The sequence below is a fragment of the Thalassotalea coralli genome, from assembly GCF_055786205.1.
In genome coordinates this window covers 117,106-140,776 of the sequence record NZ_JBVVBK010000003.1, presented here as the reverse complement: position 1 = coordinate 140,776, position 23,671 = coordinate 117,106, and the positions used below count along the sequence as shown (strand labels likewise).

General features: G+C 41.4%; 20 protein-coding genes. 11 read left to right on the top strand and 9 right to left on the bottom strand.

The genetic code is table 11. The features are described from left to right. Positions 1-20: 20 nt before the first annotated feature. The 8 genes from ACOB80_RS08865 to wzy are packed head-to-tail and all read right to left on the bottom strand — an operon-like array spanning position 21 to position 9,327. On the bottom strand, positions 21-653 hold the full coding sequence (locus ACOB80_RS08865) for an acetyltransferase (RefSeq protein WP_473165459.1): 633 nt from the start codon (positions 651-653) through the stop codon (positions 21-23). After that, positions 646-1,245 carry a sugar transferase gene (locus ACOB80_RS08860; protein ID WP_473165458.1) on the bottom strand — a complete coding sequence of 200 codons (600 nt, stop codon included), beginning with the start codon at positions 1,243-1,245 and terminating at the stop codon, positions 646-648. The genes ACOB80_RS08865 and ACOB80_RS08860 overlap by 8 nt, the downstream gene beginning before the upstream one ends. Then, a complete protein-coding gene (locus ACOB80_RS08855) occupies positions 1,238-2,467 on the bottom strand; it encodes a glycosyltransferase family 4 protein (RefSeq protein ID WP_473165457.1) in 1,230 nt (409 codons plus the stop codon). Before ACOB80_RS08855 ends, ACOB80_RS08860 begins: the two co-directional genes overlap by 8 nt. Next, on the bottom strand, positions 2,467-4,287 hold the full coding sequence (locus ACOB80_RS08850) for a heparinase II/III family protein (RefSeq protein WP_473165456.1): 1,821 nt from the start codon (positions 4,285-4,287) through the stop codon (positions 2,467-2,469). Before ACOB80_RS08850 ends, ACOB80_RS08855 begins: the two co-directional genes overlap by 1 nt. A 3-nt stretch (positions 4,288-4,290) precedes the next feature. Further along, positions 4,291-6,423: a bi-domain-containing oxidoreductase gene (locus tag ACOB80_RS08845; RefSeq protein WP_473165455.1), complete on the bottom strand. Its 2,133-nt coding sequence runs from the start codon at positions 6,421-6,423 to the stop codon at positions 4,291-4,293. 2 nt (positions 6,424-6,425) lie between these two features. Next, on the bottom strand, positions 6,426-6,941 hold the full coding sequence (locus ACOB80_RS08840) for an acyltransferase (protein WP_473165454.1): 516 nt from the start codon (positions 6,939-6,941) through the stop codon (positions 6,426-6,428). Then, positions 6,941-8,062: a glycosyltransferase gene (locus ACOB80_RS08835; RefSeq protein WP_473165453.1), complete on the bottom strand. Its 1,122-nt coding sequence runs from the start codon at positions 8,060-8,062 to the stop codon at positions 6,941-6,943. The genes ACOB80_RS08840 and ACOB80_RS08835 overlap by 1 nt, the downstream gene beginning before the upstream one ends. After that, the gene (wzy, locus tag ACOB80_RS08830; RefSeq protein WP_473165452.1) at positions 8,059-9,327 is read right to left on the bottom strand and encodes an O-antigen polysaccharide polymerase Wzy; all 1,269 of its coding nucleotides are present in this window, start codon (positions 9,325-9,327) and stop codon (positions 8,059-8,061) included. Before wzy ends, ACOB80_RS08835 begins: the two co-directional genes overlap by 4 nt. Positions 9,328-9,476: 149 nt before the next feature. Here wzy and ACOB80_RS08825 point away from each other — a divergent pair, with 149 nt between their 5' ends. The 6 genes from ACOB80_RS08825 (at position 9,477) to ACOB80_RS08800 (ending at position 17,954) form a co-directional block, all read left to right on the top strand. Next, entirely contained in the window at positions 9,477-10,658 is a 1,182-nt protein-coding gene (locus ACOB80_RS08825) for a lipopolysaccharide biosynthesis protein (RefSeq protein ID WP_473165451.1), read from the top strand. A 48-nt stretch (positions 10,659-10,706) separates the two neighbouring features. Beyond that, positions 10,707-11,846, top strand: a complete 1,140-nt coding sequence (locus tag ACOB80_RS08820; RefSeq protein ID WP_473165450.1) for an acyltransferase family protein — start codon at positions 10,707-10,709, stop codon at positions 11,844-11,846. After that, positions 11,846-13,060: a glycosyltransferase gene (locus tag ACOB80_RS08815; RefSeq protein ID WP_473165449.1), complete on the top strand. Its 1,215-nt coding sequence runs from the start codon at positions 11,846-11,848 to the stop codon at positions 13,058-13,060. Before ACOB80_RS08820 ends, ACOB80_RS08815 begins: the two co-directional genes overlap by 1 nt. A 123-nt stretch (positions 13,061-13,183) precedes the next feature. Next, on the top strand, positions 13,184-14,074 hold the full coding sequence (locus ACOB80_RS08810) for a mechanosensitive ion channel family protein (RefSeq protein ID WP_473165448.1): 891 nt from the start codon (positions 13,184-13,186) through the stop codon (positions 14,072-14,074). Between the two features lie 101 nt (positions 14,075-14,175). Beyond that, complete coding sequence (locus ACOB80_RS08805) at positions 14,176-15,252, top strand: acyltransferase family protein (RefSeq protein WP_473165447.1); 1,077 nt, start codon at positions 14,176-14,178, stop codon at positions 15,250-15,252. Positions 15,253-15,290: 38 nt separating this feature from the next. Then, entirely contained in the window at positions 15,291-17,954 is a 2,664-nt protein-coding gene (locus ACOB80_RS08800; protein ID WP_473165446.1) for a beta-N-acetylhexosaminidase, read from the top strand. Positions 17,955-17,984: 30 nt separating this feature from the next. Here ACOB80_RS08800 and ACOB80_RS08795 read toward each other — a convergent pair whose 3' ends face one another. Then, complete coding sequence (locus ACOB80_RS08795) at positions 17,985-18,353, bottom strand: STAS domain-containing protein (RefSeq protein ID WP_473165445.1); 369 nt, start codon at positions 18,351-18,353, stop codon at positions 17,985-17,987. A gap of 441 nt (positions 18,354-18,794) precedes the next feature. On the opposite strand from ACOB80_RS08795, the gene ACOB80_RS08790 reads away from it, so the two are divergent. From ACOB80_RS08790 to kynU, 5 genes are read left to right on the top strand one after another with little or no spacing between them, the layout of a single operon-like run. Then, positions 18,795-20,267, top strand: coding sequence for a 2-hydroxymuconic semialdehyde dehydrogenase (locus ACOB80_RS08790; RefSeq protein WP_473165444.1), 1,473 nt, complete (start codon positions 18,795-18,797; stop codon positions 20,265-20,267). 2 nt (positions 20,268-20,269) lie between these two features. Then, positions 20,270-20,692 (top strand): RidA family protein, encoded by a 423-nt coding sequence (locus ACOB80_RS08785; RefSeq protein WP_473165443.1) that lies wholly within the window; start codon positions 20,270-20,272, stop codon positions 20,690-20,692. 20 nt (positions 20,693-20,712) lie between these two features. Beyond that, positions 20,713-21,291 carry a 3-hydroxyanthranilate 3,4-dioxygenase gene (locus ACOB80_RS08780; protein WP_473165442.1) on the top strand — a complete coding sequence of 193 codons (579 nt, stop codon included), beginning with the start codon at positions 20,713-20,715 and terminating at the stop codon, positions 21,289-21,291. A gap of 13 nt (positions 21,292-21,304) precedes the next feature. Further along, positions 21,305-22,318 (top strand): amidohydrolase family protein, encoded by a 1,014-nt coding sequence (locus ACOB80_RS08775; RefSeq protein ID WP_473165441.1) that lies wholly within the window; start codon positions 21,305-21,307, stop codon positions 22,316-22,318. A 57-nt stretch (positions 22,319-22,375) separates the two neighbouring features. Beyond that, positions 22,376-23,671 (top strand): kynureninase, encoded by a 1,296-nt coding sequence (gene kynU, locus ACOB80_RS08770; RefSeq protein WP_473165440.1) that lies wholly within the window; start codon positions 22,376-22,378, stop codon positions 23,669-23,671.

Here is a 23,671-nt window from a genome sequence, read left to right as displayed (position 1 = left end):
CATTGCGTTTTAAAATTAGGTTAATCTATATCTTTTATTCTTTTTGCAGGAACGCCAACATAAAGGCCATTCGCTTCAGTTGACTTGGTAACGGCAGCGCCAGCACCTACTTGGGTGTTTTCTGCAATATCGATTACTTGCACCGTGCAGCTTCCCGCGCCCAACCAACTTCTTTCGCCTACCGTTACTGTACCCGATAAATGTGACCCAGGTGATATGTGGACAGCGTCTGCTAAGCGGCAATCGTGATCAACGGTTGCACTCGTATTGATAATACAGGCGTTGGCAATCGACACGCCAGGGTTGATTACTGCGTTAGCGAAAACGACATTGCCTTGGCCTATAGTCGCGTGCTGACTGATCACCGCTTTTGGATGAACAATGTTTGGTAGTCGAGCAGAGTTAGAATTACTGAGTGCTTTAAAAAGCGCTAGCCGTGCTTTGTTATTGCCAATGGCTAGAGCGAAATCATACTCTTTCTCGTAACATTTCCAAGCAGACGACTTGTCTATAATGGGCCATTCCAAGTTGGTATCACGCTCGGGAAAGCAATCATCTAAAAAAGCGATTTCACTATATACGTTTGTAGCTTGCGCACAATCAGCAATAACTCGGCCGTGCCCGCCTGCACCTATAATTAACAGTTTACTCATGATGATTTCCTGTAAATTTAGTCATTGTTGCTTCACCTTCAGCACTGATGTCTGCCTTAGTGAACACCTTTTTTACTGTAAGAAAGAGTATTTTTATATCAAGCCAAAAGGATTGATTGTCAACGTACCATACATCTAATGAAAATTTCTCTTGCCAGCTAATAGCGTTTCGTCCATTGACCTGAGCCCACCCTGTAATTCCTGGTTTAACATTGTGACGTCTGGCTTGTTCTTTTGAGTATAGCGGTAAATATTCCACTAACAGCGGACGAGGGCCCACCAAACTCATATTTCCAATAAATACATTCCACAGGCCGGGTAATTCGTCTAAACTCGATTCACGCAGCTTTTTGCCAAAAGGTGTAAGTCGTTCACTGTCTGGTAGCGGTTCGCCGTTGCTGTCTATAGCGTCACGCATGGAACGAAACTTTAGCATTTGAAAAACCTGACCATGAAGTCCCGGACGGTCTTGCTTAAATAAAACTGGTGTTCCCAAGTTTTTTGCCACGCGCCAAGCAACTAGCGCGATAATCGGTGACAATAACAACAAAGCCGTGCCAGATACGAGCAAATCAAATAAGCGCTTAAGCATGGCGGCTTCCTACGTGTTCTAAATATTCAACAAATTGTTTTGCTAAGTTAATTCGATCAAAGTTTTGTTGTGCTAATTTTCTAGCGTTCTCTGCCATAGGGATCAGTTGCTCTCTGTTTTCAGCTAATTCAATAAGCGCATTGGCGAAAGCCTTAGGCTGCTCAGGCGGAACGACCACACCACATTGATTATCTTCAATTAATTCCGCCAACCAACCTGGGTAGTTATTAATAACAGGCAACCCAGCTGAAATGTAATCAAAGAATTTATTTGGGGAAGTGCCGTAATAAAATGCGGGTACGTTAGCGAGTATTTGCATGCCGATGTCGGCGCGAACGAAAAGCGCTGATAGTTTCTTTTTATCAACAGGATCTAAAAAGACGATGTTAGACAGTTCATGTGCTATTGCTTTGTCCATTAAGTCGGGCTTGCATTTTCCCTGACCAATGAGGACAAGCTTAATATGTTCAACTTTGCTTTTTCTAAGATGCTTAGCAACTTCGATTAAGCTATCTAGCCCATTTGCCATGCCATGTGTTCCTGAGAATACAGCGACAAAATCTTCATCATTTATTTGTTTAGGTTGCCATGGGCTAGGATGCTGATTAAACAACTCAATATCACAGCCATTTGGGATCATGGCGACTTCTTTATCTTGTTTCAGGTGCTGTTTAATGCCCTTGACTATCCCAGGAGATAGGCCGATATGGCCATGAGCTGAGCGGTATGCCATTTTTTCAAGAACCGCCATACCAAATAAGATAACTGGGTTGGTAATAACGCCCATGGCTTTAGGTAATTCAGGCCATAAGTCACGTACTTCAAAGACAAAGGTTTTGCCCTTTAACCAACGAGCGGCTATGCCTGGCAAAGCTACTGTCAAAGGCGTCGTGGTGGCAAATAACAAATCGTACTTGTGTGTTAATGCGACTTTAATACTGCGGTAAGCAAAGCGTAAAAATGCGATGGCGCGTTGGCTAAACGATTGTACATTCGCATAGGCAAGTTCAAATTCAATCACGTCGATTCCGTCGACGTTGCCTCTACGCTGGCCGTTAACGAAAGGTTGTTTACTTAGCCCCGAATTTCCACCTGCGTATGTTCCACACACCATAGTGACTTGGTGACCTGACTGAACCAGTCTTTTGGCCATTTCGTAGGAACGAATTCCCGTTGAACCTAAAGGTGTAGAAAAATGTTGATGAAAATACAATATTCTCATTAATGCTTACTCACGATGGTCGTTATTGTGCCAGGGTGCTCAATGGTAACTTCTACGACACTAACCGGCTGTTTTTTAAGATAGTAGCGTGACTGCCAGCCCTCAACAAGCCTTATATCTTTAATCTCTACATTTGCGTCAAAGGCTAGTTGCCATTCTTTATTGGTAATCAAAGATTGAGAAACCTGCCAATGTCCTTGAGGTAGGTGCCACCTGAGCGTGGCTTGTCTATCAAAGCCGCTTATCTCGTCAATCACCATTAATTTGTTTTCCTCTATCGCGCACCGTCTCGCATGTTGGTGACCTAGCGTATTTTGGTATGCAGCCTTTATGTTGTTCTTGTCTGTTTCAACTTGGGTTTTTATCCAGTTGGAGAATAGAAAACGAGACAGCCTCGGCATTTGTTCTTTATGGTCAAACTGCACGGTATTTTGCGCGACAACACTAGGGAAATAATCTTGCCATTTAGGCTCGCAGTTATAGCTATAGCTACCTGTACTTAACAGTATATTGTCATTACCACACCATGCATCTAAATGCAGCGCATCACATTGTGCCGGCCTAAAGGTTGCCGTTGGCGTACGCAAATAAAGTTGCCAATTTTTGTTATGCAAAATGTGAAAATCACTAGAAAGTGAAGCAGGATCTTCTGTTTTATTTACCTTTTCAGAAGCAGGAAATAACCAAGCAAGTTGCTGAAATGGCGCTTTTAATTCTCTATCGTGAGTTTTAACGAATAAGCTGTTCGCCCAGTGAACACTGGGTCTAAAGTCAGAGTAATCACAAGAAGTTACTGGAAGAAGCTGAGCACCGTCATTCAAACCAAGGATTGGGACTTCACCGTTTTCTGAGGCAATCATTGCTGCTAACCAGTTCGTTGCTAGTTTCATTTTGTGGTAGAAGCTATGACTAAATTTAGCGTACGCAAATTGTTGGCGAAAAAATTCAGTGAGCGACACTGTGTCTAACATTAATCGATGATAATTCACCGAGTTTTGACTAAAACAACCGTCATTGGCGACCAGCTTATTCACTCGATTCTCTAAAGCAACGCGTCCAACTTTAAGCCATTTCTTTGCTAATTGTTTATCGGTGAAGTGTTCAGACGAAAGTAACAGTAAAGCACCACAGATAAGCGCACATGCTTCACTGGTTCCATGATTGTTATCTTGTGCTTTTGCATAACCAATGGTTGGAGCGATTCGCTTTAAATGCTGCTCAATAGTTTGCGTAAGGGGTAGACTGATATTTTTGTGTTGTGAGAGCAAGTAACTGCATGCTGCCAAGTGTAACACTCGAATAGAGCACTCTTGCCCACATTTCCAGTTAACGCCCTGATTTGCCTTGTTGTGCAAATGCCAATCGATAAGCCAGTTATTTAGCTTGTCTAGGTGCGCTTTATCTTGGCTTTTTAAAAAATCTATCGCGAAAGGGAAGAGCCAGCCAAGTCTAGAGGCTTCCCAAACCGTTTTAATATCACCTAAGCTATTATCGAAGTCGCCAATATTACTCCAGTGCTGCTTATTTTCTCCGATTTTATCGGGCGATAAAATCGAGGCATGCCAGTTAACGGGCGTATCCGCATGCGGCTTATGCCAGCCAAAAGCAAGCCAGGTGACTTCATGCAATTTTTGCTGCTCTTGTGCTCCGGTTTGCTTTTTAGGCTCAACAAAAAACTCATGACTGGAAAAATCTGCGTCTTCAATCGGCATTAAGCGTTTAAAATAGCCAAGTTTTAGCTTAATGCGATATGCAGCGACTGAGGCAACATTAAATAAGCCCAGTCGCCAATATGTTGCTAATTTAGCAATCATTGCCATTGATTAACTGATTGCCTCGTTTAGTTGCTTAGCTGCCGTTAATGTCGCCTGCGATACTTCGAAAATTTCTTCAATGGCGATTGGGCTTGGTTGGCCTTGCTCTATCGCTTGAGTGAAGGTTTTAGCACAGGCTTTTTGGCCTTTGTCTTGTTGCCAAAGATTCATTTTGCTAAAACCTGAAAAGCCATAGCCAGTTAACTTTCTAAAGTTATCGAGTTGCAATACCTTACCATCGGCAAAAACTTCAACTCTTTCTTTTGGAAAATTAGCGGCACCATTAGCAAAATAATGGACGGTGCCGATACTGCCATCTTCAAAGGTTAGCGTGATGGTTGCTTTATCTTCAACGATTCCTTGCTGTTCTTTGTTACCCATACAGCGAGCAACAACGTCAGTAATTTTATAACCGACTAAATGGCGCATTAAATCAATAAAGTGACATGCTTCACCTAAAATTCTGCCACCACCAGCAAACGGATCTTGCGTCCAATGGTCTGCTGGAATATGGCCTGCATTCATGGTCATGATAAGAGACTTTGGTGCGGTAACGCCTTCAAGTAATTGCTTCATTTTGACCACTTGTGGGGCAAAGCGACGATTAAAACCAATCATTAATAGTTGATCAGTTGTTTGGTTATAAGCTTGTTCAACTTTATTAAGTTGTTCAGAGCTAATGGCTAAAGGCTTTTCTACAAAAACATGCTTACCGTGTTCAAGTGCCTGACAGACAAAGCTCGCGTGGCTGTTGTGTTGAGTAACGATAGCTACAGTGTTTATTTCTTCATTCGCTAAAAGCTGTTCAGTATCAGACGTGGCTTGTAGAAAACCATTGTTTTTACCGTGAATAACGCTGGTAACTCCGCTTGAAGTAGCAATGGTGTGAAGTTTAGCTTCAGCCGCTTTAAATGCAGGAATAAGCACCCGAGACGCGTAGTTACCTGCGCCGATAAAACCGATGCTAGCCTTGCTTGAACTGCTCGCTTGCGCATTATCAAAAGTAATGGTTTTAACGGGCTTTGGTTCTGTTTCTTGTGGGTATTGAAGTAAGATGCCAAGAGCAGACTTATTGTCTGAAAGCTCTTGATAAGCAGCCAACGCTTGGTCAAATTCGTATCTATGTGACACTAAGGTGCTGGTATCAAGCTTACCAGACGCCATCATGTCTAAGATAGCAACAAAGTTGCGTTGCTCTGTCCAACGCACAAATCCTAAAGGATAGTCTTGTCCCTTGTTTTCATAATTATCATCATATCGGCCAGGGCCATATGAACAAGAAACTTGAAAGCTTAGTTCTTTTTCATAAAACTCACTGCGATTAAGCTCTAACCCAGTCACGCCAACTAACACGATACGCCCGCGTTTACGCGACATATTAGCCGCTTGTGAAACGGGATCACTCGATGATGTCGACGCAGTAATTAATACGCCATCAACACCTTGGTTGCGACTAAACATCATGCCAGCTTTTACTGGATCTTCACCTTTGGCAGGGTTACAGGTTTGTGCGCCAAACTTTTCGGCAAGTGCTAATTTGTTTTCGTCAAAATCGATGGCAAGGACTCGACAGCCATTGGCGATCAGCAATTGAATACTTAATAAGCCAATCAGCCCCGCACCAACAACGACAATTTGTTCGCCTAAGGTTGGTTGTAAAAGGCGAATACCTTGTAAGCCAATGGATGCTAATACGGTGAATGCAGCACTTTCGTCGTCAACGTTATCAGGAATTTTCGCTACTAGGTTTTTGGGAACGCGAACAATATCAGCATGAGGGCCATTGGAAACGACGCGATCGCCAACCGAAAAGCCTTCTACGCCAGCGCCGACGTGTTCGACGGTACCGACATGGCAGTAACCTAGCGGTATTGGCTGAGCGAGTTTAGATTTAACCGCATCTATCGTAGTAAAAAGGCCATCTGTTTTAACTTTGTCTAGCACCATTTTTACTTTTTCTGGCTGCTGCCGTGCTTTGTCTACCAGCGACGCTTTACCAAAATCGACGAGCATGCGCTCGGTGCCAACGGAAATTAAACTCGTGGAAGAGCGAATAATAAGATGACCAGATTTTTCTTGCGGCTCTGGTGCTTCTACTAGGGAGGTTTCCCCTGAGCCCATATGTTGAAGTATTTGTTTCAAAGTTAGTCTCTCATACGAATAATTTTGGCTGGTGTACCACCAACGATAGCATAGGCAGGCACATCTTTTGTGACGACACTCCCCCCAGCGACTACGGCGCCTTCACCAATAGTAACGCCTGGAAGGATCAGGCAATTTGCCCCTATCCAAACGTCATTTTCAATGGTGACTTTTTTGTGTTGGTGCCCAGACGTGAAAATCATTGCTCTATTGTCAGGGATCTCGTGGTTACTCGATAGGATTTGAGTTCTATACCCGATCAGTGTTCTGTCGCCAATAGAAACGCCACCAGACGTGGTAATAATTACTTGTTTAGCAATATCGACATTGTCGCCAATTTCAACTTTGATGCCTGGAAATATCCAAGCACCGGGATAAAAAATAACGCCTCGGCCAATTTTACTTCTTAATACATGTACGTAAAACAAGCGTTTTAGCCAATTACAAAATGCGAATCTGGGTAAGCTCATCAACAAGGTGATGAAAAACTCTAACCAAATAATACCTATGTTTCTCATTATTTTGTGCCCGAAAAAATAACGTCTTTTACTTTTAACCACCGCTGCTCTAGTGTAGGTAGTAAAGCTAATCTGTCTTTTCCTGCAGCAACTAACTCTGACAATTTTTCAGGATGCTGTGAAAAAGAAACAAGCTGGTTGAAAATATCCTGGGCATTATGTGGTTCACAATAAATGGCCGATTCCTGCAAAATATCGTGCGCAAAATCTCGGTCGCTGGCAATGATTGGTTTAGCCGCTAACCATGACTCCATATAGTTATTACTAAAACTTTCTAAGTCGGCGATATTAATTAAGGCGTCTACGCTGTCATATATTTCTTGAATTTGGCCTTGTGGTATCGAGCCTTTAAATTCAAAACAAGACAGAATATCTTCTGGATATTGACTGATGATATCCTGGTAAGTGCTTCTAAAGAATTCTTCGTTAACAGATATCACGAAAGTAATATCGTGCTCACTTTTATTAATTAGATCTGCTACTTCAATCAAGCGCCAAATATTCTTATGCTCTGCTAAGCCAGACAGCACTAGGAATCGACCGGAGAAAGTTTTTTCTTTATAGGGAACATCTTTTAAGTAAGAAGTCGGCACAGGTGGGATAACGTTGAAACGCTCAATGGGGGCATTTAATCGCTTTGCTAAACGCTTCTGCATCGTCGTGGTTTCAACGATGACAGCGTCTGCTGAATCTATGCGACTTAGTCTGACTTTGTTAAATATGCGTTTTGTAAATTTTACTTTTGGCGCTACATAATTCCAATAAGGAGAATCGTCATAACAAATAATTGGATATGCCACGCTAACAACTTGTCTTACACCACTAATTGGCGGCAAACCTGGACCAAAAAAGGTAAAAATATGAGTAATACCTTTTTCTTTCACGACTTTTTTTAGGGTGACATTTTCTGCGTAGACACGTTTTAGTAATTGCGAAGGAAAAACAACACGCTCGAACTTACTATCAATGTTTTCAACGAGTGGAAACTTATCACTAATTAATACGACTGCATCAGCAAACTCTTCAGACTGGCTAATATAGTCTAAGAAGTTTAATGCTAATTGCACGCCCCCCCCTGCTTTTAATGGGCTAAAGTCGATCAATAGACGATGTTTGCTCAAGATCTTCTCCTTACTATATTGGATATATGTACCCAAATTAAAATAAAAAACATTGGCGTGTTAATCATGATGGTAAACGTGACGAATGACGATAGACCATCCCTGAAAACTTGAATTAAGCAGCCAAATACCATTATCCACATACACATGGATAAGTTGTTTTTGGGATATTGCCTTGCAGTATTAAACCAACGTGACAGTAAAAATGCTAGTAAAGTGGGAACGATTAATAGCCCGAAGTAGCTGAAATTAAAATAAGATTCCCCAATATACGTTATTATTCGCCCCTCAACATCGTATTGCCTAGTACGAGTAGACACTTCAATGGTATGGTCACCCAGCCCCGGCTTTCCGGGCCAAAATAGCCTTGGAATAGGCAGTGTAAACATAGCAATGTAAGTTGATCCGTAATAATACTTATCCTTGTTGTCTCGCATGGTGAGGGCACCAGCATATTGATCTAAGAACTGAATGGATGAGACTTTAGGTTTACTTTCTTCTTGTTCTGAGAAAGGAGACACTAAAATAGTAACTGCTTCTTCATATTCGCCTTTGGACATTGCTTTACCAAAGTACTTTAATTGTGGAAATACCATAGCGCCAACAACGGCGACAATAATCATGTATTTATTTGGCCAGCGTTTGTTTTGTTGGATTAGCAGCAATGAAATCAAAAATAACACCGGTAAAACCAGTTGTGTACGATGATAGCCTTGTATAGCAACCAAAAATAAATAAATTGCAGCTGGAATGGTAAATTTAGGTTTAAATCCGTAGACATAAATTAAAATAAGCAGGCAACAAATAAACCATTGACCAAATGCACCAAAATAGGAGGTGTCGGGCAAAGGAATACCAAGCTTGATGGCGGCAAACAAGACAAAGCCAATAGGCAAACAAAACCAACACACCTTCTTAACGATGTTTGGTTCCATAACATAGTAGTTTTTGGCTTTATTTGGCGGGGTCGGTATTAACGAGAATTGCCCCATCCATGAGCCAATACAAAAGAAGAACATCGCGATGTCAGCCATCCAAATTGCGCGAATAAATTCATTTTCTCTTATATTTTCAAATCGGATATTTTCAGCATACATAGGAGGGCTACCGTAGTACAGTTGCCAACCTCTTAGAGAAACCACTAGAAGGTGAAAGAATAAATACATGGTAAATGGATGAAGAAATACCAACTGCCTTCTCATGATGAGAAACGATATCAAGACAACAAACATGTCTAGCAGTAAGTAAGGGAGTAATCCGTCCATCTAACAAAATCTACAGCAGAAGGTAATCACCAGTGTATAGAAAAATAAAAACAAATACTGATTTATTTTTCAATTACTTCCTTTGTGGCGCGTATTAAATGTATGCTAGTTTAAGTTAATTTTATGATTGCAGTAACAAGGCTATTCTTTTGCGCTTAACTAGCCACTTTAAAAAATTGCTGGGTGCTAACTTTATCGTTGCGTTTTTAGGTGTCGCAACCGGCGTTATTTTAGCACGTAATTTGTCTGTTGAAGACCGAGGGGAACTTGCCGAAATTCTATTGTGGGTGGGCTTTGGTGTAACCGTAGGCTCAGAAAGCGTACGTGAATTCTGCCTGTCCTTTAAATCAAGCGACCAAAATATTAACGCTTCAGTATTAGCGTTAGCGTCAGCTATTTCTTTTATATTGCCTATCGCCTTTTTAATCGATAATAACTTATCGGAGTACATTGGTTACGCGCTTGCATTCAGTGGCGTGAATGTAGTGACTATTTTGTATTTGGCAAAAGTGCAACTACAAGGCGAGTTTGCGCGTTTAAGTTTCTATAAAATGGTGGTGCCTTTAGTTAATTTTGTTTTACTTCTGGCGACCTTTTTCTTTGATTTTGCTATTTGGTTTGCTCTTTTAGCCTTGTTATCTGCCAATTTAGCACTGCTGTGTTTAGTTGTTGTTAAAGAGCCAAGAATAAAAGTCTCTTCGGGCAAGCAATTGGGGAGTTATCTCAATGTATTGTTTTCTATTGTGGTGATAACCGCGATTAGTCAAATGGACAGAATGATCATGGCGAAAGTATCTGACGCAAAGGACATGGCTTATTTTGTTATTGCATTAACCGTTATTGCGACGCCGCTAACGATTATCGGTCAAACAATGTCTAGTTATTTAGTGATAGATATTAAGAATCGTACAGAGAGTATCAATCGGTATATAGAGGTTCGATTGTTAGCTTTATTACTGGTATTAAGTGCCATTGCCATGACGATTTTTTTAGTGGCTGAAGGGTTAATAACACTGGTTTTTGGCGAGAAATATTTGCCAGCAGCAAGCTATGTTGTTTTATGCTCTTGTATCACGTTATTGAACAATACCCGTTCCTTGTACAATTATGCCTTGAGAGGCTTAGGGCTAAATAATTTAGTTAGCGCTTTGCAAATTGGAATGCTATCTACGTTAGTGGTCATTTTTGTCACGTATCTTTATGTCGACTTAAATGTACTTGATACCTTGTGGTTGATGGTAGGCTTACAATTAGTCACTTTCTTATGCTTTTATGGCTACGTACGTGCTAAATACTTAACACGTTATTCAAGTGCTAATCAAAGCAGCTAAAACGATAAAAAAAACAATAGATACGTTTTTCACAGTGGTAAATTTAATATGAAACACGAAGACAGGTTTTTAATTCTTGATTTAATTCGAGGGATTAGCGCGTTAGTGGTCGTTGCAACTCACTTACGAGCAGCAATGTTTGTCAGCTTTTCAGAGCTTGAATCTTCAACTTTGTTTGACAAGGCTTTCTACTTTTTAACCGGTTTTGGTCACCAAGCGGTTATTGTATTCTTCGTATTAAGTGGCTTTTTTGTAGGCGGGTCAATATTGAAGAACCCTCAGCGCTTTTCGTTTATACACTACTTAATTGCAAGGCTTTCACGGCTATGGGTTGTGTTAATTCCTATGTTGGCGATCACTTACTTGATTGATTACATTATTTCAATGAACTTACCTGAGCTGTTGCAAGGCGAACATTTGTCAGCGTTAAATTCGGGTCCAGGGGAAGAGTATTCAACCTCAGGCATTACATTTTTAGCAAATGTATTATTTCTGCAAACTATCTATACACCTGTTTTTGGTTCGAACGGCCCCCTTTGGAGTCTAGCCAATGAATTTTGGTATTACATCTTGTTCCCGTTAATGGCCTTTGCTGTTGGTTATATAAAAATGGCTAAATCGTTGCGTGTGCTAAGTGTTGTCCTAGTTGCTCTTATTTTGTGGCAAGCAACACCTAATATTTTAGAAGGTTATGTCATTTGGTTGTTCGGGGCGGGGGTATTTTATTGGTATGGTCGCTCGGACAAACCAAACCATATATTATTAATACTGGCTGCATGGGGTTTGTTTTTTGTATCGCTTGTCGATAGCAAAGTAAATGTTATTCACCAAGCTTTGCATGTGTCTAGTGACCTGTTAATCGCTTTTTGCTTTAGCGTGTTGCTGATAGCGATAAAAAAATCTGAATTTCCTCATCGCTTTAAAGGACTACTGTCGAAGGTTGGTCACTGGCTTTCAGAAATTTCATTTACTATGTACTTAGCGCATTTTCCGATTGTGATGCTGATCTACAGTTTTGTTTACTCGGATGGGCAAGTAACGCTGAGCGTTAGCAATCTAGCGACTTATTTAGGTTGGATTGTGCTTATTATGGGGTTAAGTTATTTGTTGTGGTTATTATTTGAGAAACAAACGGGCAAGGTTCGCAGGCTCGTTGCTAATAAGTTGATTAAAAAAGTTGAATCTTAATGGAAAACACGCAAGCACCTGCAAACTTGCTGGGCAAGTTTAAACATCGAGAATTTCATGCGACACAAATAGGCTCTCGAGAGTATTATAATTATCCGCGTGTGTTGCACGATTGCGGAAAACTAGCGTCATTTTCTACCGATGTTTGGGTTCCTTGGGCACAGTATTTACCTTTACCTAAGCCCCTTTTAAGACTTAGAGCAAGATATCATTCTGAATTACGCGGTGTGTCCGTGCACTCTCAAAACTTTTTACAGCAATTTTTTGTGGTGAACAAGACCGCAGATTGTCGATTCTCTTTTTGGTTAGAGCAAGGGAAACGCTTTGGTGACTGGGCTGTAAGAAATATTGAACGACAAGGTATCAACGCCTCTCAAGGCACTTTTGGTTTTACTAATGCTAACTATGAAATTATGGCGCTAGCAAAATCACATGGTGCTTTTGCCGTTCATGGCCAAATAGACCCAGGTATTGCTTGGTATAACACTGTTCTTGAAGAGCAAGAGCGTTGGGGGCAAGTGGAAGATAGTATTAAAGAGCCAACAGTAGCTTATGTTCAGCGTTTAAAAGATGAATGGACAATCGCTGATTGCATAATTGCTAATTCTCAACATACTAAAGATTCCATTGTTGCTCATGGTGTTAATGCTGAAAAAGTGATTGTAGTGCCTTTGGCTTATCAGAAAACCCAACTGGAAAAGGTCGAACGCCCACCGCTTGAAAACCGACGGATGCGCGTTCTGTTTGTTGGTAATGTTTCTTTGTCTAAGGGCTTTCAATACTTTGCTCAAGCCGCGGAAAAGTTAAAGAAAGAATTTGAGTTTGCCGCCGCTGGCACAGTTCGAATTAATCAAGATTTTCTTAGCCAAAAGAATTGGCCCATTAAGTATTTACATCATTTAGATAAACGGTCGCTAGCAGAAGAATATAAAAAAGCTGACGTATTTGTTTTTCCGACACTCTCCGATGGTTTTGGCATGGTGCAATTAGAAGCAATGTCATTTGGTTTACCCGTTATTGCAACCGATAGTTGTGCACAAGTCGTGGAAGATGAAAAATCAGGTTTTATTATTCCATCGAGAAATACCGAAGCGATTGTAGAAAAGCTACTGAAACTCAAGCAAGACCAAGCACTATATGATGAACTGTCGGAAAACGCGTTTGCAAGGGCAGATGACTTTTCTTTAGATAATTTGAAGTCATTGTTTCGTTAATAATCAAACGATAACGATCAGCACATGCTAATTATTTATATGGTGTTTGTTTTCGTTTTGCTATTCCTTGCCTACACTTTTCAATAACCATGGTTATTGTTCATTTTTATAAACAGGATTTTTATGTCAGTAAAAGAAACAACAAACTCGTCTGCTAATAGTTCTGATTCAACTTTCAGCTTTAGTACAGAGCAGCTAGAACATTATGCGCAAGTGGTCGGCGAAATGGGGATAAGCTTCGGCTCTAAACTCCTAATGGCGATTATCGTTTTTATCGTAGGTCAATGGCTCATACGCCGGATGATGTCAGTTATCGATAAAGGTATGGAGAAGAAAAAAGTAGAAGTTACTTTAAGGCAATTTCTACACAGTATTTTCAACATTACGTTTACGGCAATTCAGATCATCATATTTGCCTCCATGATAGGCGTTGAAACTGCGTCACTTATTGCTATGTTAGGTGCGGCGGGCTTAGCCGTTGGATTGGCTCTGCAAGGCAGTTTGGCAAATTTTGCTGGCGGTATTCTTATTTTGTTTTTCCGCCCGTTCAAAAATGGCGATTTCATTGATGCGCAAGGATATGCTGGTACTGTTGTTGAAATCCAAATATTCAATACCATTTTGCTGACAGTAGATAATCAAAAAGTGATTATTCCTAATAGTTTGCTATCTAATGGCTGTGTGAAAAACGTATTTTGCGAACCTACCCGTCGCGTTGATATGGTGTTTAGTATTAGCTACGGCGATGATATCGCTAAAGCTAAAGACATTATTGCTCGGGTATTAGCGTCAGATGAGAGAACCAATAAAACTCCTGAGCCCGATATTTATCTGGCAGAGCACGGTTCTAGTTCTATCAACTTTTACGTACGTCCTTGGATTAAATCGGAATTTTATTGGGACTATCGCTTTACCATTACTGAAAAAATGAAAATTGCTTTTGATCAGGAAGGCATCACCATCCCTTTCCCACAAAGAGATGTTCATTTATATACGGTTCCTACGAACGACTAACTGGTTTCAATTAAGCTGTTGTTACGGATGAAATATTTCATCCTAAACAACAGCGAATGATTTGATAGTATATCCCTTGAGACAGAATAAGAGGGAATACTATGCAGCGATATCTGGCGCTTGATGCCTTTAGAGGCCTGACCATTGCTTTAATGATTTTAGTCAACACGCCAGGCTCATGGTCGCATGTCTATGCTCCTCTTTTGCACGCCAAGTGGCACGGCTTAACGCCCACTGATTTAGTTTTCCCATTTTTTATGTTTATCGTTGGCTCAGCGATGTTTTTCGCGTTGAGCAAACAAAACTTCCAGCTAAGCCAAGCGAGCGTTATTAAGATTATTCGCCGTGGTGGCACCATATTTTTCATTGGATTATTGCTTAATGCTTACCCTTTTACTGGTGCTTTGGAAACGCTCCGCGTTATGGGCGTGCTGCAGCGTATTGGTATTGCCTACATATTTGCGGCGCTCATTATTTTGAGTTGTGGGCAAAAACAGGGGTTACTCGTTGGCATACTTATCCTTGTTATCTACCCTGTTTTATTGGCTTTGTCTGGCGACGGAGCTTACTCGCTAGAGTCAAACCTTGTGAGAGAATTGGATTTGGTTATTCTTGGTTCGAGTCATATGTATCAAGGATTTGGATTAGCTTTTGATCCTGAAGGCTTACTTAGCACTTTACCCTCTATCGTTAGTATTCTTGCCGGTTTTGAAGTAACGCGCATTGTTAGCCAAACAGAGTCAAAACAGCAATCAATGGGATTTTTAATCAAGTTAGGTGCGGTTTGTCTAGCGCTTGGCTGGGGGCTCAATTATTGGATCCCGATTAACAAAGCTTTGTGGACCAGTTCTTATGTTGTGTACACCACAGGATTTGCCTGTTTAACGTTAGCGTTTTTTGTGTACCTTATTGATTTAAAAAACGTCACTAAACCTATTCAACCTTTGCTAGTTTATGGCACGAACCCTCTGTTTATTTACGTGTTGTCATGGGTATGGGTTGCCAGTTACGGGTTGTTTACTGTCGGAGATGCTGGTCTTCACGCATTTTTGTTTGAATCGTTAACTCAGGTTTTGCCAGCCAAATTTTCGTCATTTGTCTTTGCCTTGGTACATGTCATTTTCTTTTGGTGGTGTTCAAGGTGGCTATACCGTAGAAAAATATTCATCAAAATTTAGCGATTTATTTAGCACTATTTAATTAAAAGGATTGGGACATGGTTCGTCATTTATATTGCCTATTATTTATTGTGTTTTTAACGGCGTGTCAGCCATCAGATATGCAAAAAGGTAATAGTTCTGAGTCAAGCCAAGGGAGTGATGGCGAAATTGTCGAGATGAATCAGCAAATGTTAGACAAGCTGGCTGGAGCATTGAAAGTAAAGTATCAAGTGCTTAGTAACATCGAAACCGATTGTCCTGAGTTTGAAAACAAGCCGGTAGCTTATTGTTTCAGCGCTAAGCTGCACTTTAGTACCGATATAGATATACCCGCTAACACTTGGCAACTTTATTATTCTCAGGTTTATCCAAACTATACAACACAGTCTACATGGTTTGATTTAACCCATCTAAATGGTGATATTCAACAAGTCGTACCTAAACCCGAGTTTATCGGTTTTGTTGCTGGGCAGGTTTACACGCTTCAGGTATGGATGAAAGCAACCTTGCTTACTCAATCTCAGCTAATGCCTAATTACTGGATAACAGCTGATGGCCTTAAACCACGTGTAATAGCCGGTACACGCACAAAAACAGATCCTGAAACAAGCTTGGAACTAGCGCCCTGGGCTATGCCATTTGATCAACCCCATAAACAAATAAAATCGGCACCTAACGATAATAACAAGTACGCCGATGCGACATGGCTGTTTGACCACAACCAAGCGAAAAAACTTGAAAGGCGCTCTTTGGATACTGCTTTAATTCCAACACCTAAAAGCGTTTCCATCGCTGAAGGGAAATCGCCTATCTCTCTAACAAAAGGCGTTAAAGTTTCACTCCACGGTTTTGTAAATAAAGATGTTCAGGCGGCATTGAATCGACTTGAACTGTTAGGCGTTAAGGTGAGTGATGAAGGTGTAAGCCTATCTATTATTCAAGACCAAGCTGTATCCCACCCAGAAGGGTATCAAGTGGTTGTTAATGGCAATGGTGTGTTGATCAAAGCGTCACATAAGGCGGGTGCGTTTTACGGTGTTCAATCTATCGCTGGCCTGTTAAATGTTGACACTTTACAAGTGCCGCAACTGACCATCGAAGACGAGCCTCATTATGCTTATCGTGGTCAGCATATTGATGTTGCCAGAAATTTCTTCGATAAGGCCTTTGTTTTTCAGATGATCGAACAAATGGCGGCCTACAAACTAAATAAACTCCATATGCACCTTGCGGAAGATGAAGCATGGCGTATCGAGTTACCCAGCTTGCCAGAGTTAACGAATGTTGGAAGCAAGCGTTGTATGAGTCTTGCTGACAAAGATTGTTTGCAGCCACAACTAGGTGGTGCCGATAGCCCAGAACGTGATGGCTTTTATTCAAGCCAAGACTATATCGATATCATAAAGTATGCCGCTTTACACCATATTGAAGTTATCCCGTCATTGGATATGCCTGGTCATTCAAGAGCAGCGATAAAAGCTATGGAGGCAAGATACCGATACTACATGGCGCAAGAAAACGAAGTAGAAGCAAAGCGCAATTTACTCAGTGATTTTGCCGATAAAACTCAATATCGTTCTATTCAAAACTATACCGATAATACGATTAACGTTTGTTTAGAGTCTTCCTATGCCTTTGTCGATCGGGTGTTATCGGATCTGATTGAGTTGCACGAAACAGCAGGACAACCTCTGACTACCTATCATATTGGCGCAGACGAAACGGCAGGCGCTTGGTTAGAGTCGCCAGCATGTCAGGCACTTGTCGCAGATACTAGCAACGAGGTTACTGACTTAAAGCACTTAGGGGCACACTTTATTGAACGCGTTTCACACATGGTTGCGAGCAAAGGCATTAATGTTGGAGGCTGGAACGATGGTTTAGGGGAAACTAGAGCGGAAAAAATGCCTAACCAAGTTGCCTCTTATATTTGGGGAGCGTTACCTTGGGGCGCACATCAAATGGTGAGTGAACAGGCGCACCGAAATTGGCAAGTTGTGCTGTCTATTCCTGACGTCTTTTATTTTGATTTCCCTTATGAAGTCGACCCGCTTGAACGAGGTTACCATTGGGCATCGCGCAGAGTAGATAGTCAAAACGTATTCAATTTTATGCCCGATAACTTACCTATTCACGCGGAGTTTCGATTAGACACCTTAGGAAATCCTTATCAAATCGATGACAGAGTGATAACCAATGAATCAGGCACTATTACTCATCGTCCATTACCTAAAGGGTTTAAGGCGTTTGGCATTCAAGGCCAGCTGTGGAGTGAAACTGTTAGAGACTCTTCACAAGCGCAATATATGATCTTTCCGAGAATGTTAGCCTTAGCTGAACGTGCTTGGCATAGTGCTGAGTGGCAAGTCCCTTATAACGAACAAGGCTATTTATATAGTCAATCTTCCAAAGTATTTAATTCCGCATTAAAACAACAGCGGGATGCACAGTGGCAAGTATTTGCTAATACTATGGCGCAAAAAGAGCTAATTAAACTTGATAAGGCAGGGGTGTTCTATCGTATTCCGACGGTGGGGGCTGCGATAAAAGAAGGGAAGTTACTGATGAACGTTTCTCTGCCTGGCTTACCTTTAGAGTATCAACAACGTAATCAGTCTTGGACTCGCTATAAAGGGCCTATATCTATAAAGCTTCCTGTTAAAGTTAGGGCTAGGTCAGCAGACGGTAAACGAGCGGGTAGATCTTGGGTGCTGAATTAAGTTTTACTTCTTATCGCATTTATCTTGAGACTAAACGGCAAAAGGTGGTGATAAATCACGCTCTGCAATTGAAAATTTCTGGTTAAATTTAGCAATTTCCAGCATTTTTGGTACATTACCTTTAGCGACATTGTGCAATTGAAGAACGATGGAGTGGTCATTGCAAAAGTCTTGCAGAATCAACAGCATGGCTAACCCTGAACAATCGATTTTTTCAGTACGGGTAAAATCTACGACAATGCGCTGTGGCAGTGTTTGAAGGGACAAATATTGCGCCTTAAACAGCTGGTAATCTTTAAAAATGAGTGTGTTGTCTACATGCAAAATGAATGTAGACTCATCACTAATTTTACTTTTATTCTCAGAGTACGTTGCAGTCTCTGGCGCGGCATTTAACATTTAAAAATTCACTCAAACTGTCGACAATAATCAATACTTTTAGTGAATTCCTTTCACGTATACTGAGGCTATTATCGCAATATGATACGAACCTTAGAGAGACAAAACTTGATCTAGATCAAGTTTTGGTAAGATGTAACAAAATGTTAATACAATCATAATTTATTTAACGTGCTGATTATCAAGTATAAACAGGCATCCTACTTTTGTATCAAAAACCTGCTCGTTTTAATGCAATAACAACAGGTACCGGAAGTCGTCCAGTTTCAATAAGGTTTAAGTGCTTCTTCAGGTTGTTGAGGCATCAGAATAACAATGTAAAAACAGTGTTAATTAATCAGAAATATTTATATTTTTTGTTATATTTATTGATTTTATTTAACTTAGAGTTGTCAGTAGAGTGAATAGAAGACTTTTTATTTAATTAACTGAGCTTTGTCTTTGAAACCACTTAATAAACTTCATTGCTATATCGATGGGGCTTTCTGTGCTACTGAGAGCTACTTTGACAATATCAACCCAGTCAATGGTAAAAAAATAGCGGATATTGCCGAGGCGTCAAAGGCGCAAATCGATAGGGCTGCGAATGCTGCTAAGCAAGCATTAAGTGGCGAATGGGGGCAATTAAGTGCAGTAAAACGAAGTGAGTATTTACACAAAATTGCAGATGCTATTGAAGCAAGGCTTGACGACTTTATTGCCGCTGAAATGGCCGACACTGGCAAATCTTTACAGCAATTAACGAGCATAGATATTCCGAGGGCAGCCGCCAACTTTCGATTATTTGCGGATCTTATTAAGTTTGAACATGGCGAAAGTTTTGTTAGTGAAAGCCCTGTTGGCAATCAAGTGCTTAATTACTCGGTCAACAAGCCACTGGGCGTCGTCGCAATAATCTCTCCTTGGAACCTGCCGCTTTTACTAACAACGTGGAAGATAGCGCCGGCTCTTGCATGTGGAAATGCGGTTATTGTTAAGCCTTCTGAAGAAACCTCTTCTACAGCCTACCTTCTTGCGGAAGTTATCCACCATGTGGGTTTACCCAAAGGGGCGTTTAATTTGCTTTTAGGCAGGGGACATGTGGTTGGCGATCATATTACGCAGCATGAACATGTCGATGCGGTGACATTTACCGGAGCGTCTGCAACTGGTCAGCACATAATGAAGCAAGTGGCTGACAAGGTGAAACCTATTTCTTTTGAATTAGGAGGAAAAAATGCTGCTGTTGTCTTTAACGATGCTGATTTAGAGCAAGCTATTGCAGGCGTTGCTCGTTCGAGTTTCACCAATTGCGGGCAAGTGTGTTTATGTACTGAACGAGTCTTTGTACACCGAGATGTTTACTCGACTTTTATTAGCGGGTTAGTAGAAAAAGCACAACAAATTAAAATTGGCTATCCAACCGATGAATCGGTTTTTATCGGGCCTTTGATTTCAAAAGCTCATCAATCAAAAGTACTGTCGTATTACCAAAAAGCAAAACAAGACGGTGCCGAGGTTCTTACCGGGGGAGGTGTACCCATATTTGATGATGAGCGAGATAACGGATCTTATATCCAACCAACCGTTATTTCGGGATTAACAGATGAACACGCTGTAAACCAAGAAGAAATCTTTGGCCCGATATGCCATGTCAGTGTTTTTGATGATGAGCAAGAAGTTATTGACCGAGTGAACAATACCCAATATGGGCTCGCTTGTTCCCTGTGGACAACAAATTTATCTCGAGCGCACCGCGTAGCACCCAAAATCGATGTTGGTTTAGTCTGGGTAAATACTTGGTTTTTACGTGATCTTAGAACCCCGTTTGGCGGTGTAAAAATGTCTGGCATTGGCCGCGAAGGTGGTCGCCACTCGCTGTCCTTCTACAGCGAACCAATCAATATATGTATCAATATAGATCCAAAGGAATAATCATGGATGTAACCAGTAAAGTACTTTCCGAAAAAGCTGTGCCTCGAGGCAAGTTTCCTCATGTTAAACGCGCTGGAGACTTTATTTATATCTCTGGCACCAGCTCGAGGCGTCCTGATAATTCGTTCATTGGCGTGGAAGTTGATGAATTTGGCGCAACCAATTTGGATATTCGCGCGCAAACTGCCGCTGTAATCGAAAACATTCAAGATATTCTTCGCTCTGTTGGTGCTGAACTATCTGATCTTGTCGAAGTGACGACATTCCTAGTCAATATGAATGACTTTGCCGGTTATAACCAGGTATACGGTGAGTACTTTGATTTTGATGGCCCAACAAGAACCACGGTAGCGGTACATCAATTGCCACACCCTCATTTACTCATTGAATGTAAAGCGGTTGCATATAAGCCGCTAGTAAAATAAACCTTGGTTGGAGACAGATAATGGCAAACTCAACCGAAGCAACATCTTTAAAAGCCTTTAATTTTCATCGATGGATTGAAGAGCATAAACATTTACTTAAACCACCCGTGGGTAATGTACAGGTTTGGCAAGATACGGACATGATGGTGACTGTGGTTGGCGGCCCTAACCAACGCACCGATTTTCACGATGATCCTGTGGAAGAATTCTTCTATCAACTTAAAGGCGATATGGTGCTTAAAGTGATTGAAGAAGGTGAGTGTAAAGACGTTTTTATTCGTGAAGGTGATATTTTCTTTTTACCAAAACATGTTCGCCACTCTCCTCAGCGACCTATGGAAGGCAGTATTGGCTTAGTGATTGAGCCCAAAAGGCCGGACGGTTTAAAAGATGCCTTTGAATGGTATTGTTTCGCTTGTAATGCGCTGGTGCACCGCACTGAGGTGCAATTGAAGTCGATTGTTGATGACTTACCGCCTCTTTATCAAGCGTTTTATCAGGACGAAAAAGCGAGAACTTGCCCAAGTTGCGGTGAACTTCACCCCGGTAAACAACCACCTGAAGGCTGGGTAACTCTGCCTGAGCCACTAAACGATTAGGACTGCCCTAAAGATGGATATTATTGATATACATTCGCACTTTTTTCCAAAATCTTGGCCTAGTTTGCAAGATAAATTTGGTGGCAATGATTGGCCTTGGTTAAGACATAGTCCTGAACGTAAAAATGCTGATGGCTATGCAACAGCGATGTTAATGAAAGGCAATCAAGAGTTTCGTCCTATTTATGAAGCGTGCTGGGAGCCAAGCGTGCGCCTTGAAGAAATGGACAAACATGGTGTTAGTCAACAAATCATTAGCGCGACTCCTATTCTATTTGCCTATGAAAAGGCGGTAGAGCAGGCCGTTTATTGCGCGCAATTGTTTAATGATGCCGCGATGGAAATGTGTGAGCAAGGACAAGGTCGTTTGTTTGCCCTTGCACAGGTGCCTTTGCAAGATGCCGATGCCGCCTGTAAAGAAGCCTCTCGTGCCAAACAAACAGGGCACTTAGGTGTTCAAATTGGTAACCATGTGGGCCTAAAAAACATGGATGATCCAGTGGTCATTACTTTCCTACAACATTGTGCAGAGGAAGACATTCCTGTGTTTGTTCATCCTTGGGACATGATGGCTGCTGAGCGTACCAAAGATTATATGATGGGCTGGACGGTTGGCATGCCAGCGGAAACTCAGCTTTCTATCGTGTCATTGATGCTTGGCGGCGGCTTCGATCAAGTGAGCGATAAGCTAAAAATTTGCTTTGCTCATGGCGGTGGCTCGTTTGCCTTCTTGCTCGGACGCTTAGAAAACGCATGGCACTTCCGCGATATCGCTCGTGGTAAATCGAAATACCCGCCAAGTCACTACCTCGACAGGTTTTATTTAGATACTGCGGTTTTTGATCATGATTCTTTGGAGCTGCTAGTGAAAAAAATGGGGACCGACCGCTTAATGTTCGGCACAGACTATCCGTTTCCATTAGGGGAACAAAAAATGGGGAAACTCATTCGCACCGCGCCGTTTTTAGATGACCAAGCTAAAGCAAAGTTATTGGCGACTAACGCCAGTCGCTTCTTTTCGATTTAAAGCGATTGAGCATAAAGCACACGATATAGTTAACGATTAATGTAAGAGCATAACACTATGACCTTTGAAAATACCTTGGCTTTTGCGCAACAACAAGACGCCCAAGATCCACTACGCTCTTTTAGAGAGCAATTCCATCATCCAGTTATCGATGGCAAGTCAGTGCTTTATTTCACTGGTAACTCTTTAGGCTTACAACCCAAAGCCGCTGCCGAGCACATTAAACAAGAATTAAATGACTGGGCAACATTAGGTGTAGAAGGGCATTTTCAAGCGAAAAATCCATGGGTGAGTTATCACGAGCTCTTAACGCCAGCAAGTGCACAGCTTGTTGGTGCTAATGAATCTGAAGTGGTGTGCATGAATTCTCTGACCACTAATTTACACCTATTGTTTGTCAGCTTTTATCGTCCCACTAAGCAGCGCTTCAAAATTATCAGTGAAGCTAAGATGTTTCCGTCAGATCGTTACTTATTAGAGACTCAAGTGCAGCATCATGGTTTTGATCCAGATGAAGCTATTATAGAAATAGCGCCACGTGACGGTCAGCACTTAATCGATGAGCAAGATATTTTAGATGCGATTGCTGAGCATGGCGATGAATTAGCCTTGGTGTTTTTTGGTGGCGTTAACTACTTCACTGGCCAGCTTTTTGATATGGCGCGTTTAACGCAAGCGGCGCATGATGTTGGCGCTAAAGCGGGTTTTGACTTAGCCCATGCAGTTGGCAATGTGCCATTATCTTTACACGATTGGAACGTCGATTTTGCTGCTTGGTGTACCTATAAATATCTAAACGGCAGTGCCGGTAATGTTGGTGGGATCTTTGTCCATGATAAGCATGGTTCTGATACCAGCATTCCTCGCTTTGGCGGCTGGTGGGGACACAATAAAGAGCGTCGTTTTTTGATGGAAAATCGCTTTGAGCCTATGACGGGCGCTGAAGGCTGGCAGTTAAGTAATGTACCTATTATGGGCATGTCGGTATTGAAATCATCATTAGATATTTTCCAACAAGCGGGGATGACGGCTTTAAGAAAAAAAAGCTTAAAATTGACTGCATTTCTAGAATTTGTCTTCAATGATATTGTTGCTAAGTGCGCCAATGTTGATTTACAAATTATCACGCCAATCGATGCAAGCCGCCGAGGTTGTCAGTTATCAGTTAAATTGGTTGGCACGGATAAGTCATTCTTTGAATCGCTCACTAAAGCTGGGGTTATCGCTGATTTTCGTGAACCAGATGTAGTTAGATTGGCACCAGTACCTTTGTATAACAGTTTTGAAGATGTCTTTCAGTTCGGGCAAATTTTACAATCTTTGCTAAGCAATAAATCAGAGCTAAAAGGGTAA

Bases quoted from the DNA above. Each gene is read 5' to 3' on its own strand.
- wzy (WP_473165452.1), bottom strand. From the start codon at position 9,327: ATGGACGGATTACTCCCTTACTTACTGCTAGACATGTTTGTTGTCTTG.
- ACOB80_RS08805 (WP_473165447.1), top strand. From the start codon at position 14,176: ATGCAGCGATATCTGGCGCTTGATGCCTTTAGAGGCCTGACCATTGCT.
- ACOB80_RS08840 (WP_473165454.1), bottom strand. From the start codon at position 6,941: ATGAGAAACATAGGTATTATTTGGTTAGAGTTTTTCATCACCTTGTTG.
- ACOB80_RS08865 (WP_473165459.1), bottom strand. From the start codon at position 653: ATGAGTAAACTGTTAATTATAGGTGCAGGCGGGCACGGCCGAGTTATT.
- ACOB80_RS08785 (WP_473165443.1), top strand. From the start codon at position 20,270: ATGGATGTAACCAGTAAAGTACTTTCCGAAAAAGCTGTGCCTCGAGGC.
- ACOB80_RS08815 (WP_473165449.1), top strand. From the start codon at position 11,846: ATGGAAAACACGCAAGCACCTGCAAACTTGCTGGGCAAGTTTAAACAT.
- ACOB80_RS08810 (WP_473165448.1), top strand. From the start codon at position 13,184: ATGTCAGTAAAAGAAACAACAAACTCGTCTGCTAATAGTTCTGATTCA.
- ACOB80_RS08850 (WP_473165456.1), bottom strand. From the start codon at position 4,287: ATGGCAATGATTGCTAAATTAGCAACATATTGGCGACTGGGCTTATTT.
- ACOB80_RS08860 (WP_473165458.1), bottom strand. From the start codon at position 1,245: ATGCTTAAGCGCTTATTTGATTTGCTCGTATCTGGCACGGCTTTGTTG.
- ACOB80_RS08775 (WP_473165441.1), top strand. From the start codon at position 21,305: ATGGATATTATTGATATACATTCGCACTTTTTTCCAAAATCTTGGCCT.
- ACOB80_RS08800 (WP_473165446.1), top strand. From the start codon at position 15,291: ATGGTTCGTCATTTATATTGCCTATTATTTATTGTGTTTTTAACGGCG.
- kynU (WP_473165440.1), top strand. From the start codon at position 22,376: ATGACCTTTGAAAATACCTTGGCTTTTGCGCAACAACAAGACGCCCAA.
- ACOB80_RS08795 (WP_473165445.1), bottom strand. From the start codon at position 18,353: ATGTTAAATGCCGCGCCAGAGACTGCAACGTACTCTGAGAATAAAAGT.
- ACOB80_RS08820 (WP_473165450.1), top strand. From the start codon at position 10,707: ATGAAACACGAAGACAGGTTTTTAATTCTTGATTTAATTCGAGGGATT.
- ACOB80_RS08855 (WP_473165457.1), bottom strand. From the start codon at position 2,467: ATGAGAATATTGTATTTTCATCAACATTTTTCTACACCTTTAGGTTCA.
- ACOB80_RS08780 (WP_473165442.1), top strand. From the start codon at position 20,713: ATGGCAAACTCAACCGAAGCAACATCTTTAAAAGCCTTTAATTTTCAT.